Source organism: Sphingomonas sp. Leaf412, from assembly GCF_001425405.1.
Taxonomy (GTDB): domain Bacteria; phylum Pseudomonadota; class Alphaproteobacteria; order Sphingomonadales; family Sphingomonadaceae; genus Sphingomonas.
In genome coordinates, this window is the sequence record NZ_LMQP01000001.1 from 866690 (window position 1) to 881895 (window position 15206).

The following is a 15206-nucleotide window of genomic DNA, read 5'->3' on the forward strand; positions in this document are numbered from 1 at the left end:
GACCACATACTCGTCCAGATAGGTGGCGTTCAGGTCGATCTGCACCTGCATGCGTCCCACTGTCCGGGCATAGATCAGGCCGAGGTCCAGCCCCTTCATCCGTTCCCGCCCCGTGTTGATCGGCTGCGCGGACAATTGCGTGACCTCGCCGGTCAGCGTGCTGCGCGTGAAGTCGCGGCAGAACGGGCTCGACAGGTTGGCACTGGCGTAGCAGACCGCCAGCTTCGTCGATCCCGGGATGGCGCGGATCGCGCCGTCGATGTCGATGTCGAACCAGTCCGCGGTCAGCGACAGGCCGGGTACGAGCCCCCGCGGCTGGACCACGGTCCCCACGGTCCAGCTTTTCGACGTTTCGGGTTGCAGGAACTGGTTCCCGCCCACCGTCGTCAGGATCGTGGTGCCCAACTGGACGTAGCCTGCGGGCACGCCCGATGCGCGACAATTGGCGACGAGCGTGGCGTTGGTGCTGGTGCCGTAGCGGCTGCACGGGTCGGACGTCGTCAGGTTCCCCTCGGACACGCCGCCGAACAGCTCGGGGACGTTGGGTACGCGAAAGCCGGTGCCGTACGTACCCCGCAGCCGCAGCCCCTGCGTCACCATCCAGTCGGCCGCGAACTTGTAGTTCCAGTCGCTGCCGAACAGGTCGTAGTCGGAATAGCGCACCGCGCCGTCGAGCGTGAGCGAGCGGAAGAAGGGGACGTCGGCCAGCACCGGCACCGACAGTTCGAGATAGGCTTCCTTCGCCTTCGTCGCGCCGGAGATCGGCGACTGCTGGTTCGTGTTGGCGATCCCGGCCACGGTCAGCGGATCGGGGTTCCGCCAGCCCTTCTCCTCGCGATAGGTCACGCCGGTCGCGAACGACACCGCGCCCGCGGGCAGCCGGAACAGGCTGCCGTTCAGGTCGGCGGTGAGCGACAGCAGCGAATTGCCGCCCGTGTCGCGCGACGTGAAGAGGATATAGTCGAGGACCTGCGGCGTCAGGTCGCCGAAGCCGAGATAGTCGGCGCAGGGGATCGCGGCACCGGGCGCGACGCTGCATCGCGACGTGTCGAGCGACTGGCCGACGCGCTGGAGGTTGGCGATGTTGGTCGATCCGTCGACCGCGGTGTTGCGGCCGTAGGCGCCCGCGACCTCCCATGCCCAGTCGTTGGCCAGCGCGCCGCGAAGGCCCAGCGTCCCCTGGTATGTGTCCGTGCGCTGGAAGAACTGGCGCGGTCCCGGCTCGGCCAGGCGGCGCTGCACCAGCACGATATTCTGCCCGGTCGGGTTGGTGGGGTTGGACGCGGCGATCGACAGGTTGCGCAGCGTTCCCGGCGTCGCGATCTGGTTCGACTTGCGGTGCGTGTACAGGAATTCGCCGAACGCCTCGACGCCGTCGGTCAGGTCGTAATCCCCGAACACCGCGGTCGTGATGCGCTCGATCGGGCTGACTGCGTACAGGAACGGGTTGGAATTGAAATTGTGCCTGGCCGCGCTGTACGGTTCGAAGAAGTCGCCGTTACCGCCGGGCACCTGGTTGAAGTTGATCTGCTGTCCGTTGGGCAGCACGGCACGCCCGCCGATCGTCGACGCGCTGTTCACGCACGACAGCGCGCCGCGCGTCGTTTCCGCCAGCGAGCATGGCGCGCGCGACGCCAGGTTCACCGGCGCGGTCTTCTGGTACGTCGCCGCCGCCAGGATGCCGCCGCGGTCCCCGCGCGTCCCGATCAGCAGGTCCAGGACCTGGTCGCCGCCGTCCCCCCGCTCGGTGATGCCGCTGCGTCCGCCGATCCCGATGCCGTTGAAATCGGTGCGGGTGACGAGGTTGACGACGCCCGCCATCGCGTCCGCGCCGTAGATCGCGGAGGCGCCGTCCTTCAGCACGTCCGTCCGCGCCAGCGCGACGACGGGGATCATGTTCAGGTCCGCCGACGAATTCGCGCCCGTGCCCCCGGCGACCAGGCGGCGATTGTTCAGCAGGACCAGCGTGCGCTTGATGCCCAGCCCGCGCAGGTTGACCTGCGCGGTGCCGTATCCGTTGCCGGTCCAATATGCGGAACTCTGGTTCCCCGCAAACCCCGCATTGGCGGGCAGCCGCTGGAGCAGGGTCTCGATATTGACGATGCCGGTGTTCTCGATCTGCTCGGCCGATACCACCGTCGCCGGACCGACCCCCGCGATGTCCTGCCGCCGGATCCGGCTGCCCGTGACCAGCAGGTCGCCCGACCCTGCGGCTTCCTGGCCGGTCGCGGCGGCGTCCTGCGGACCGGTCGGATCGGCGCCCTGCGCGGCGACCGGCGCCGCGGTCAGGAAAGTTGCGGCGAGCAGTGCCGGCACGAACTTCATGATTGTGTTTCCCCCGTCCATCGTTGCGCGATGAACCGGTTTGAAGCATTAACTGTATATACAGGTCAAACGAAAAACGCGCGCTTTATCAATCACTTAGGTTCTAAATCAACCGTCGCGCCCCCGACATCATACGCGCCAGCGGTCGCTATCCCTCACCCGGTCGTGGATTCGCAACATTGTTGCGCCGCGTGGCGCCGACGGAGCCGGGTGCGTCGCGCGGCCGTACCGTGCCGAACAAAAAAAGGGGAGGGCGGATCGCTCCGCCCTCCCGTCAGTCTTGGGGTATCGTCAGGGATCAGAAACGGAAACCGATGCTGCCCATCACCTGTCCCGCGCTGTTCCCGCCGCCAGTCAGGTAATTGCCCCGCAACGAGAAGCTGGCGCCGTAGAGGTCCGCGACCACGCCTGCCCCCAGCTTGGCGAAGCCTTCCGGATCGACGCCCTGCACGCGGAACGTGGTCGCCCGATCGCCCAGGAACGCCACGTCGCGGAACGCCTCGACATCGCCCTGGAAGACGTAGGACCCCTCGACGAACGGCCGGATGCCGCCGAACGATCCGCCGACGCGCAGGCCCAGTTCGGGGCTGACCACCGTACGTTCACGGCGCGCCACCGCCAGGCCGATCCCGCCGGCATCCTCCTCCTCGAACGCGCCGAAGTCGAACCGCCGGCCCTCGATCTTCGCGAACGGCGTCAGTAGGGCCTGGCCGAAGGTGAAGGCGTAGCCGACCTGCGCGCCGAAGCGGAACTCCTTGCTGTCGAACTCGCTGCTGGCGACCCGGGAGAAGAGCGGCAGGCCGCGCGTCGTGTCCCAGTTGGACCAGCCGAAGACCGCCTGCGCCGACACGTCGAAATTGCCGATCATCTGGCGCCCATAGGCCCCCAGCATGTAGGTATCGGCCGATGCGCGGTTCGGCAGCGAACGGTCGCGGGCGTCGATACGCCCGTATCCGCCCGCCACGGCGAAGGTGCCGCCGGTGCCGGTGCTGATCCCGACACCCAGCGAGCCGCCGTAATTGTCGGCGCGCAGCGCGCCGGCGCCGGTCCGCGCGCTGCCGTCGAAGCGGGCGAAGCTGCCCGTCGGCCGCAGCCAGAGGCCGATGCCCGCGTCGTCACCGACCGGCGTGTCCGCCGCCTCGCCGAACGCCGCGGTCGTGCTGATCGCGGCGAGCGAGCCGTAGAACGAGCCCGAGCCGAGCTGGGTCAGCGCGGTGCTCGCATCCGCGGCCGACAATTGCGTGTCCAGACCCGCGATCACCGTCGCCAGGTCCTGCAACTGCGCATATCCCTGCACGTCCGCCACCGCATTGGGATTGCGGATGGCCGACAGGCGGGTGACGACGTTCGGGATGGCCGCGTCCAGCGCGACCGCCGCCGCCGCCGCGTTCGAGGTGGTCGTGACCGAGGCATAGGACGTGCGGGCCACGTCGACCGACACGACCGTCGACGTGCCGACGGTGCGCGGGGTCACCACGAAGCGCACGAACGGCGAGGTGGTGGACGACACGACGTTCAGCCCGCTGGCGCTGTAGGTGCCGTTGACGGTCAAGAGGTCGAACGCGCGACCGGCGGTGTAGATCGCGCCGGGCGTGGTCGCCAGCGTGATGTTGCCCGCCAGCGTCGCGTTGCCCGTCACCGTCAACGCCCCCTGCGTCGAGCGCAGCGTGGTGGTCGAGGTGGGGTCGTAGGCGACGAAGGGCGACAGTCCGACGCCATATCCCGCGAAACCGAGCAGGCCCTCCGCCGGCAACGGTCCGACGCCCACACCGTTGGAACGGATCAGGGCCGGGGCAACCGCGACCGCGAGCGTGCCCGCCGCCGCCTGGGTGTAATTGCCCTCGACACGCAGGTTCGTTCCCTCGACCACCGACGTCGCGCCATCGGTCACGCGGCGTCCCAGCAGCAGCGTGCCGCCCGCGACTTCCACGTTCCCGCGGATGCCGAAGGTGGCGGCGCCCGTCACCGGATCGTTGCCGACCGTGCCCAGCTGCGCCTCGCCCCCGCTGACGCGGAAGGTCCCGACATCCATCGTGTACGACGCCAGCGTCGACGCGACGCTAGGCGCCACGTAGCTGTTGCCGACGATCGTGAAGGCACCCGCGCCGGTCTTCTCGACCAGGTTGACGCCCAGCACGCGGCTGCCGCTTGCGATCGAGACGCTGGGGACGAACGTTCCGGAGGCCGAATTGCCCAGCGCCGGATCGATCGCGGCGAAGGCGGCGTAATTGGCGCCGTTGACGTACCGCAGCGGGCCGGTCCCTTCACCCACCGCATCGGACGGCAGATCGAAGGTGCCGACACCCAGCGTCCCCGCACCGGACAGCGTCAGCGTGGTGTTCGTCAGCCGCGTCACCCCGTCGATCGCGCGCTGGGCGACGATGTTGCCCGTCGTGATCGACCCGTTGTTGAGGTTGACGTTCGCGGTGATGTCGCTGGTCCGGATCACCGCATTGGCGGCGGCGCCGGTCGACGGATCGGCGATCGTCGCGCCGGTGACGTTGACGCCGCCGAGCAGCAGGCCGTTCTGGTTGACGGTGTAGGTCTGCGCGAACCGTGTGGCGGGCGCAGCCGCCGTCAGCACCGAACTGGTCGCGGTCGTGGTCTGGGTCCGCGTGCCCAGGTCGAGCGTCTTGCCCAGCGCGACACCGCCGCGCAGCACGCCCGTATTGGTCAGCGTCCCGGTGGCGCCACGCAGCGACGTCGTGCCGCTGACGACCCCGCTGTTCGTCACCGACGCGGCGCCGCCGGTGCCCGTGCGCGTGGTGACCGCCACCGTCCGCGCCGTCACCGCATCGGCCAGGCCGGTGCCGGTGCTGGTGGTCGACTGGTCGACCGTCAGCGCGTCGGCGAAGATCGAGCCGAAGATCGTGCCGGAGTTCGTCGCGCTCGCGCCGCCGATGCTGCTGACGCTGACGCTTATCGGTGCACCGAAGTATCCGGTCGATGCGCCGATGATGCCCGCATTGGTGACGACGGCGGGGCCGCCGACGGTCGTCTGCGTCGTGGTGGACACGCGCCCGGACAACGTGCCCACGGCATTGAAGGTGTCGGCGGTCGACGTGGTGGTATTGGAATTGCCGAAGCCGACGAACACGCTGCCGGCGTTGGTCTGCGCCACGCGTGAGCCAGCCGCGATCGACAGGGCGGACCCCGCCAGACCCGCGACCGTGATCGATCCGTCGACCGCGGAAGTGCCTGCCGCCTGGAGCGGCTGCGCCGAGTTGATCGTCAGTGCGGCCGACCCGCCGCGATACGTCGAGCTGCTGGTCGAGGTCGCGGTGGTCGCGACGAAGCCGAAGCCGGTGGTGCCGGTACCCGCGAAGGTCGTTTCGCTTGCCGAATTGTCGAGCGTCCTGCCGGTGAACAGCGAGATGCTGTTCCCCCCGGTAACCTGACCGGTCAGCGATGCGGTGGCATTGCCGAAGGGCGAGAAGATCTGCGCCCCCCCGACCCGGCCCGCCATCGTCGCCTCGCTGTTGCCCGAGGCGGTCGGCACGGTGCTGACGGTGCTGGCGCGATCGACCCGCGTGCTGGCGGCGGAGCCGGTCCGCGTGCTCACGCTGCTGAAGTCGGATCGCGTGTCGGCGCCGACATTGTTGTTGACGTTCAGGAAGCCGCCGACGGTGCTGCCCGACGCGATCGTCGCGGATGCGCCGGTCGATCCGGCCCCGGTACCGCGGCCGAACACGTTCACCGACCCGTCGACCGTCGCGTTGTTCGTCAGCGACAGCGTCGCCGACCCGCTGGCGCCGCGCGATTCGCTGAAGTTGCTGTTGCTGGCGGCCTGCGACACCGTCGGCGCGGTCGTCAGGACCGTGCCCGCCACCCGCGTCGACCGGCTGCTCGCGTCACTGCCTCCGGCGAAGTTGCTGGCGCCGCCCGCGCTGATCGAGATGCCGCCCTGGACGAGGCCGCCGGTCACGGCCACGCTCGCCGCGCCGCTCTGCGTGGTCACCGACAGGTCGCCGGTGCCGAAGCCGTTGTTGCGCAGGGATCCGGTGATCGTGGCGACGTTGTCGGCGGCCTGGATCGTGGTCGTGTTGCGGTTCGTCGACGCCGTGACCGTCTCCGACGCGCCGGTCGCGGGCGAAACCGCGGCCTGGGTCGTCGTGAGGGTGGACGACGATCCGGACGAGGTGGAGGCGGACGTGCCGCTGTTCAGGAAGACGTCGGCGTACAGGGTCCCGCCGATCGTCGCGACGCTTCCCGCGTCACCCGACTGGGCGACGGAGCGATAGCCCGCGAGCGGGGAGCCCGCGACCGCGCCGACCGTGCCCGAATAGGTGCCGGTGACGGTGCCGCCGGTCGGGGTGGTGGTCGAACTGTTGCTCGACACCTGCTCGTCGCGGACGAGATTGCCGCCCGCGGTCGCTGGCGTGGTGGCGACCGTCCGCGCGAAGGCGTTGGCGCTGGTGGTCGTCGCCCCGGTCGCCGAGACACTGACGTTTCCGAAGATCGCGCCGCTGTTGTCGATCGTCGCGTTGCGCGCCGCCTGAACCGTGACATTGTCCTCGATCACCGCCCCGGCGCGGTTGACCAGCGCGGCGGAGCCGCCGACGGCGACATTGGTGCTGGAAAAGGAGTTGGAGTCCACGACCGTCGTTGTGGTGCCCGCCACCGTCGTCACCCGGTCGTTGCGGCTCTGCGATGCGGTTTGCAGCGACCGTGCGCTTTCGGCGGTCGCGCCGTCGCGGATGCGCCCCGCATTGTCCAGCGTCGCGCCCGTGTCGCCGCGTGCCGTAGCCGAACCGAACACCGCCCCCGTCGATGCGACGGCCACTCGCGCACCGGCGCCGGTCGCCGCTGCGGTCGCGGCCGACGTATTGCTGAAATCGCCGGTGGCGAAGGTCGTGCTGTTCAGCGAAGTGCTGGTGGTGGCGGTGCCGCGCGACGTCGCATTGACGTTGCCCGTCGTCGTCACCGTCGTGCCCGTTCCGGCGCCGACCGTGCCCGCGACCGTCACGGCCGCAGCCGCGGCGTTGGAACTGGCCTGCGCGGTTCCGAACACCTGCCCCGTCGCGGCGATATCGACCGTGGCGGTGCCGCCGACCGGCGTGAAGCTGCTCGACGATTGCGACGATGCGCCCGTCGCGCTGTTCACCGACGTGTTGGTGAAGGTGGTGTTGCTGGGGTTGGAGGTGGCGAACACGCTGCCGCCCGCGGCCGTGCTGCCCACCACGCCCGCGATCGACGCGCTGGACCCGCCGGGACCCGAGGTCACGGCGACCGATGCCGCGCGCCCGTCGACGCCCAGCACGAGGCTTGCCGCCCCGCCGACCGCGGTCTGCGTATTGCCTGTGACGGTGGTCGTCGTGCCGCCCGCGACCGTCGTGTTCCCGCCGCCGGGGATGAAGGTGGTCGTGAAGGCGTTCGCCCCCACCGTCACCGCTCCCGCCGCCGCGTTCAGGTTCAGCTGCGCGCCGCCGACCCCGAACAGGCTGATACGCTGCGGCACCGCCGCGGTCGTTGCGGTTGCCGGAATACCCACCGGCGCGGTGATGGTGGCGATGGCGGTCCCGCCGGTGGCGGCGTTCGTGGTCGTCGCATCGACACCGATCGTGCCCGTGGTGGTCGGGGTCAGACGATATGATTGCAGGAAGACCGCGGTCGTCCCCGCGCCCCCCGTCGCGACGTAGATCGGCCCGCTGCTGGTCAGGCCGATATTGCCCGATCCGTCGAGCGCGAGACCACCGGACAGCGTGCCCGTATTCACCGCCGTGATCGTCCCGCCCAGGCCGGACGCGAACACCTGACCGGTAATGACCCCGCTGTTGTTGAATGCCAGCGTGTTGGCCGCTGCGTCGGGCGTGCCGAAATAGGTGAAGCCGACGGTCGCGGCGTCGGTGCCCAGCGTGCCGGCATTGGCGATGTCGATCGCGCCGTTGAACGGCGGATTGTTCGGCTCCACCGCCAGGTCGTCACGCGTGACGAGGGTATTGGGCTGGATACGGATGGTGACCGATGGGGGCGCCGTCGCGTCGATCGCGGCGTTGACCTGCGACGCCGTCACCGTGCCCGCGCACGTCACCGTGGACGCCGCCGTCGTGCATTGCGCCTGCGCCTGCGATGCGCTCAACGCGATGACCACGGCCAGTGTCGCCGTACCGGTGCACAACCGTGCCTTACCGTTCCCCTGCTTCATGCTTTCCCCCTGCGCCTGCGTCCGCGTGATGGATAAGCAGCGATGAATCTGTACGAATCAGCGGTGCTTACGGACTTGTGAAAAAGGGCTTTCGGCGCTGCGGCCGCGCCGTGCAGTGACAACCATCACATAACGCGACGTGATTCTTGTCACACCCGCCGTGTTGCGAAGGAGAGCCGATGATTAGTGGGGCATAAATTGTAAGGAACTGCGATAATGTACGAAAAATATTTACGACAACACTGTGGCATACCCCATTTGAACTATGACGACTTGATTTTAGCCCCCTACCGATGAACTGGTTGCCGTCGGGGGGGAGTTCTACGGATGCCTGAGCTGAACGATCGCGGTGCCCGATGATCGCGGCACCGACCATGACGGCGCGGGCCCCGGCGAATGCCGACGGCGACCACCCCGCCGGAGTCCGCATGATCCGCGAGGTGCGGCGGCGCGACGCCGTCGTCATGAAGGACGGCGACCTGTTCGACCCGCCGGTCGCGGAGAATGCCGTCGTGGACTACGGCGGGGTGACGCTGGAGATGCTGATGGTCGACGGCTCGTCGCTCAGCCTTTGCCGGATGGGGCCGGGTGACGTCCTGCTGGACCTGGAGACGTTCTGCACCCCCGTCTTTTCCCTGTGCTATCGCGCCGACCGGCCGACGCGCATCTCGTGGACGCGCCGGCCCGCGTTCGGCGCGCGCGATGCGTACGACGGGATGCAGGAACTGCTGGTGGCGTGCATGCGCCGGGTCCACGAACTGGCCTGCCTCCAAACCGCGCATCGCTTGTATTGCGAGCTCCTGCGCTTCGCGGCGGAGGCGCCGGACGGCGTCAGCCTGGTCCTGCCCAGTCAGGGGCAGCTCGCGCTGCGATTGTGCACGACGCGGGAGACGATCTCGCGCGAATTGTCGTTCCTCCGGCGTGAAGGCGTCCTGTCCGCGGGACGGGAGCCGCGCCTGCTGAACCGCGGCTTCCTCGTCTCGACATTGTCGCGCGCGCTCGGCGTGATAGAGGAAGCCGACCTGCTTCGCAGTCTGGGTATCCGGCACGCACGATAACCATCCCCCTTCGCTTGACTTCCGTCGCTGTTCCAAAAACATACGGCAAGATCGATCCGTGGCGCATGACGAAAAGCGCCATGCTGCGGGCGATCGGGGGGAAGAACGGGATGACGAGCGACGACCTGGTCGACAATCTTTACGAGGCGGCGGCGCGTCCATCCTTGTGGCCGACCGTCCTTCAGGACCTGGCGACCACGTTCGGGGCCCGGGGTGCATTGATATTCGCGTCGGAACAGGATCGCGCGCCGCGCCGGATGGTATCGCCGGGCATCGTCGACTTCATCGAAACCTACGAAGCGCAGGGGTGGTTCGAGAACAACGTGCGCGCCGCGCCGATCGTCCAGCCGGCCGATCCCTGGTTCAAGACCGATACGGATGCGGTCTCGATCGAACGGATGCGCGACATGCCCGTCTATCGCGACCTGTTGATCCCGGCCGGATACGACGCCGGCGCCGGGACGATCTTCCAGGGCAGCGACAACGACATGCTCGTCGTCACGCTCGAAGGGTTCGGATCGCACGACGCCGCGCGCCGGGCGCTGGTCGGCCTCGACCGGCTGCGTCCCCATATCGGCCGCGCGGTAAGCCTGACGGCGCGGATCGCGGCGGTGCGCGACGATGCGATCCTGCGCGGGATGGAGGCGCTCGGCGCCGCGGCGGCGATCGTGGCCAGCGACGGCTCGCTGCGCGCCTCGACCGCGTCGTTCGACGATCACCTGGGGCATCTGATGATCGAGCATCGGTCGCGGCTCCGCTTCACCGACCTGCGGCTGGACCGCGCGTTCGGGGAGGCGTTGGCGGAGCGTACCGCGCCCGGGCAGGTCGCGCGGTCCATCGCGGTGGCGCCGACGGCCTCGTCGCCCGCGTGCGTGCTCCATTTCCTGCCGCTGCGCCGGTCGGCGCGCGACCTGTTCGAGGCCGACGGGATGCTGCTGCTGGTGGCAGGGGCGAACAACCGGTCGCTGGCGAACGCCGACATCCTGCGGCTACTGTTCGACCTGACCCCGGCGGAATCGCGGCTCGCCCGACACCTGCTGGAGGGTAAGTCGCTTCAGGAGGCGGCGACCAGCGAGCGGATCAAATATGCGACCGCGCGCGTGCACCTGCGGTCGATCTTCAGCAAGACGGGCACCCACCGGCAGGGGGAGTTGATCCTGCTGTTGTCCGAACATCGCGACGCGGGCGACATCGCCTTACCGTTGTGACGGGCGCGGCCCGGCGTCCGCGTCCCGCCGGGTCCCGTTCTTCCCGCGCTACAGCCCGAGTTCGCGCATCGCCACGACGCGATGCTCGCGCGCGCTGATCTCCGCCGCCACGCCGATCGCGACCGCACGCAGGCCGTCGGCGGCGGTGACCTGCACCGGCGCGGTGCCGCGGACCGCATCGGCGAAGGCGCGGTGCTGGTAATAGGTCGCGCCTTCGTGGCTGCCCGCGGCCAATGCCGTGGGATCGACCTCGATCCGCATCCGCTCCACGCGCTTCTCGCCGCGGAACCCGACGCGCGGGCTGTATACGATCTCGCCCGGCGGGATCAGCACGTCCAGCCGTGCGGCGTCGCCGGTCGCGGACATCTCCTCCTGATGCTCCGCCCCGTCGGCGAACATCGACAGGTCCAGCATCGCGCGTACCCCGTTGGCGAAGTCGACGGTGGTGAAGCTGTTGTCGATGATGTCGGGCGTCGCCCCGTCGTACCGCTCGTCGCGGTGGTTCACGTCCATCGCGCCGGAGCAATGGACCCGTACCGGCTCGGACCCGACGATCACGCGCATCAGGTCGAAGAAGTGGCAGCATTTCTCCACCATCGTCCCCCCGGTGTTGCGCGCGAAGCGGTTCCAGTCGCCCACCTTTTCGAGGAAGGGGAAGCGATGCTCGCGGATCGACAGCATCCGGAGGGTGCCCACGCGTCCGCCGTGCACCTGCGCGATGAAGGCGGCGGCCGCGGGCATGAAGCGATATTCCATCCCGGTCCAGAACGGCCGCGGATGGTCCGCCGCGCGCGCCGCGACCCAGCGCGCGTCCTCCATCGTGGTCGCCAGCGGCTTTTCGCACAGGATCGCGGCATCCATGCCGAACAGCGGCTCCAGCACCGATCGATGCGTGAAATTGGGGGAGGCGACGACCACCGCGTCCACCGCGGCGTCGCGCGCGAAGGCCGCGACGCTGTCGAACGCCGCGATGTCCGGCCCCGCCACCGCGCGCGCCCGGTCGATCGACGCGGGCACCGGGTCCACCAGCGCGGTCACGCGCGCGCCGGGGACCAGCGCGATGTTGCGCAGGTGCTCCACGCCCATCATGCCCGTCCCGATCACGCCGTATCTGATCTCGTCTACCATCACCGGCCTCGCTGTGTCATGCCGTCGTCATGACGACCCTACGCCTATCAAGCGAACCGCGCCCGCTCGGCAAGAGCGGCCTTTCCGTCTCGCCGCTCGCCTGGGGCATGTGGCGGCTATCGGGCGACGACGTCGCCGCCACCCGCGGGCTGATCGATGCCGCGCTGGGGGCGGGGATCACGCTGTTCGACACCGCCGACATCTACGGCTGCGACACGCCCGCGGGGTTCGGATCGGCGGAGGCGCTGTTCGGTCGCGCGCTGGCGGAGGACAGGGCGCTGCGCGACGCGATGACGATCGCGACGAAGGGCGGCATCCGGCCGGGCATCCCGTACAGTTCCGCCACCGCCTATCTGGAAGGGGCGCTCGACGATTCGCTCCGCCGCATGGGGATCGACACGGTCGACCTGTACCAGATCCACCGCCGCGACTTCCTGACCCATCCGCAGGAGGTCGCGCGCGCGCTCGACGCGATGGTTGCGGCGGGCAAGGTGCGCGCGGTCGGCGTGTCGAACCATTCGGTCGCGGAGTTCGAGGCGGTACAGGCATTCCTGGACCGGCCGATCGCCAGTACGCAGCCCGAATTCTCCCCGCTGCGCCCCGATCCGCTGTTCGACGGAACGCTCGACCATGCGATGCGCCACGACGTCGCGGTGCTGGCCTGGTCGCCGCTGGGCGGCGGGCGGCTGGCGGGCGGCGACCATCCGGCGGCACGGCTGCTGGCGGAACATGGCGCGGCGTACGGCGTCGACGGTCCGACCGCGGCGCTGTCGTGGATCATGACGCATCCCGCGCGGATCATCCCGATCGTGGGGTCGCAGAACCCCGCCCGCCTCGCCGCCGCCGCGGGCGCGGTGACGGTCGAATGGACGCGCCCGCAATGGTATGCGGTGCTGGAGGTGGGGATGGGGGCGAAACTGCCGTGACGGGGGGATGCGAGGTCAGCTGGTTCTCGGCGCTGTGCGACGACGACTATGAATTCCTGGGCGTGCCGGACGCGGCGCTGCGGTCGAGCTGGGAGCATTGCCGCGACATCGTGATGCAGGCCGAAAGCGGCGGGTTCGACAATTGCCTGCTGCCGTCGGGCTATGCGCTGGGGATCGACACCACCGCCTTCGCCGCGGGGATCGCGCCGCTGCTGCGCCGGATGCGCCTGCTGATGGCGGTCCGGATCGGCGAGAGCTGGCCGGCGCAGCTGGCGCGGCAGATCGCGACGATCGACCGGATGCTGGGGGGGCGGCTGACCGTCAACATCATCTCCAGCGACCTGCCGGGCGAGACGCTGGCCAGCGACCCGCGCTACGAACGCACGCGCGAGGCGATGCATATCCTGCGCACGCTGCTGGACGGAAAGCCGCTCGACCATGACGGCATTTTCTATCGCATGAGGGTCGATCCGCCGCGCATCACGACGGTGTCGGGCGGCTGTCCCCAATTGTACTTCGGCGGCCTGTCGGAGGCGGCGCGGGAGGCGGCGGCGGAGGGATGCGACGTCTACCTGATGTGGCCCGACACGATGGACGCGGTCCGCGCGACCATCGCGGACCTGCGCGCCCGCGCGTCGCGCCACGGCCGCACGCTGCGTTTCGGATATCGTGTCCACGTCGTCGTGCGCGAGACCGAGGCGGAGGCGCGCGCGGCGGCGGACCGGCTGCTGTCGAAACTGGACGATGCCGAGGGTGCTGCGATCCGCGCGCGGTCGCTCGACGCGCAGTCCGCGGGCGTGCGGCGGCAGGCGGAACTGCGCGAGACCGCGGGCGACGCGGGCTATGTCGAGGACAATCTGTGGACCGGGATCGGCCGCGCACGATCGGGCTGCGGCGCGGCGATCGTCGGCGATCCGGATCAGGTGCTGGCCAAGTTGCAGGCCTATCGCGCGGAGGGGATCGAGGCGTTCATCCTGTCGGGCTATCCCCACGCGGCGGAAGCCGACCTGTTCGCGCGCCACGTCCTGCCGCGGCTGGACCACGGGCCGCTGGCATGACGTCCGGGCGGGAGCGCGTGCGGGCGTGAAGACCTTGGCCGACCTCGGCAACGCCCGGCGCGGCCTGCTGTTCGCGCTGGTCATCACCGCGGGCGTCCTGAACCTGGTCGACCGGCAGATCATCGCGGTCCTGAAACCGACGATCGCGGCCGACCTGAACTGGACCGACGACGATTACGGCACGCTGGCCGCCTGGTTCCAGGCGGGTGCGGCGGCGGGATTCCTGGTCAGCGGATGGATCGCCGACAAGCTGGGCGTGAAATGGGCGAACCCGGTCGGCGTCGCGGCGTGGAGCGTCGCGGCCTTGCTGCACGGCTGGGCGATCACGATGGCGCAGTTCGTGATGGTGCGCGTCACGCTGGGCGCGACGGAGGCGATGGGGACGCCGACGGGCGCGAAGACGATCGCGGTCGTCCTGCCGCATCGCTGGCGCTCCACCGGTTTCGGGGTCAGCAACGCGGCCAGCAGCCTGGGCGCGATCCTCGCCCCGCTGGCGATTCCCGCGGCGGCGCTGGCCTTCGGCTGGCGCGGCACCTTCGTCGCGGCGGGGGTCGTGGGGCTGGGCTGGGCGCTCGTCTGGCTGCTGGCGACGCGCGGGCTGTCGTTCGGCGCGCCGCGCGACGCGCAGGCGCGGGGCATGGCGCGGGCGGCGGGCGATCGCGCCGATTACGGCCCGATCCTGAAGGACCGCCGTACCTGGGCGGTGGCGGTGGCGAAGGTGCTGTCCGACGCGACCTGGTGGCTGCTGTTGTTCTGGCTCCCCGATTTCTTCCATCGCCAGTTCGGCCTGACCGGTGTCGCGCTGGGCGTACCGCTGGCGATCGCCTACGGCGGGGCGGCGGCGGGGTCGCTGCTGGGCGGGGGCGTGTCGACGCGTCTGCTGGCGCTGGGCTGGTCGGTGGATGCGACGCGCAAGACGGTGATGCTGGCCGCCGCGCTGTGCGTGGTCCCGATCCCGGTCGCGCTGCTGGCGAGGGACTATACGCTGGCGGTGGGCTTGATGGCGCTGGCGCTGGCGGGGCACCAGGCGTTCTCGACCAACCTGTTCGCGCTGATCGCGGACGTGGTGCCGCAGGAGAAGGTGGGGCGCGTCACCGCGTTCGGATCGTTCAGCGGCAATGTCGGCGGGATCGTCATCGCGAAGGTCGCGGGCCTGCTGCTGACCGCGGGGCTGGGCTATCTGCCGCTGCTGCTGTTCGCCAGCGTCGCCTACCTGGCCGCGCTGGGCTGGATCCAGCTGCTGCTGCCGCGGCTCGACCGGCTGGTGCAAACCTGAGGTTGATCGACGTACCGTACGTTCTTTATTTCCGACCGGCGCAGTAGGATATAGCCCGGCGGACGTTCGAAGAGGGGACCGA

At 69.6% G+C, this 15206-nt stretch carries 8 protein-coding genes; 5 read left to right on the forward strand and 3 right to left on the reverse strand.

Annotation, left to right across the window (positions count from 1 at the left end; translation table 11 throughout):
* Together ASG29_RS04045 and ASG29_RS04050 are read right to left on the reverse strand one after the other, a co-directional pair.
* On the reverse strand, positions 1-2325 hold a 2325-nt coding region (locus ASG29_RS04045; protein ID WP_235532754.1), incomplete at its 3' end, for a TonB-dependent receptor plug domain-containing protein.
* Positions 2326-2623: 298 nt separating this feature from the next.
* Positions 2624-8470, reverse strand: coding sequence for an autotransporter outer membrane beta-barrel domain-containing protein (locus tag ASG29_RS04050; protein ID WP_055980385.1), 5847 nt, complete (start codon positions 8468-8470; stop codon positions 2624-2626).
* A 374-nt stretch (positions 8471-8844) separates the two neighbouring features.
* Here ASG29_RS04050 and ASG29_RS04055 point away from each other — a divergent pair, with 374 nt between their 5' ends.
* Positions 8845-9528: a helix-turn-helix domain-containing protein gene (locus ASG29_RS04055; protein ID WP_235532755.1), complete on the forward strand. Its 684-nt coding sequence runs from the start codon at positions 8845-8847 to the stop codon at positions 9526-9528.
* Between the two features lie 65 nt (positions 9529-9593).
* Positions 9594-10736, forward strand: a complete 1143-nt coding sequence (locus tag ASG29_RS04060; RefSeq protein ID WP_055980389.1) for a helix-turn-helix transcriptional regulator — start codon at positions 9594-9596, stop codon at positions 10734-10736.
* A gap of 48 nt (positions 10737-10784) precedes the next feature.
* Here ASG29_RS04060 and ASG29_RS04065 read toward each other — a convergent pair whose 3' ends face one another.
* Positions 10785-11864 (reverse strand): Gfo/Idh/MocA family protein, encoded by a 1080-nt coding sequence (locus ASG29_RS04065; RefSeq protein WP_200932348.1) that lies wholly within the window; start codon positions 11862-11864, stop codon positions 10785-10787.
* A 29-nt stretch (positions 11865-11893) separates the two neighbouring features.
* Here ASG29_RS04065 and ASG29_RS04070 point away from each other — a divergent pair, with 29 nt between their 5' ends.
* The 3 genes from ASG29_RS04070 to ASG29_RS04080 are packed head-to-tail and all read left to right on the forward strand — an operon-like array spanning position 11894 to position 15124.
* Positions 11894-12790, forward strand: a complete 897-nt coding sequence (locus ASG29_RS04070; RefSeq protein ID WP_055980392.1) for an aldo/keto reductase — start codon at positions 11894-11896, stop codon at positions 12788-12790.
* Positions 12787-13848 carry an LLM class flavin-dependent oxidoreductase gene (locus ASG29_RS04075; RefSeq protein WP_235532756.1) on the forward strand — a complete coding sequence of 354 codons (1062 nt, stop codon included), beginning with the start codon at positions 12787-12789 and terminating at the stop codon, positions 13846-13848. Before ASG29_RS04070 ends, ASG29_RS04075 begins: the two co-directional genes overlap by 4 nt.
* Before the next feature lie 25 nt (positions 13849-13873).
* Positions 13874-15124, forward strand: a complete 1251-nt coding sequence (locus ASG29_RS04080; RefSeq protein ID WP_055980397.1) for an MFS transporter — start codon at positions 13874-13876, stop codon at positions 15122-15124.
* Positions 15125-15206 lie beyond the last annotated feature (82 nt).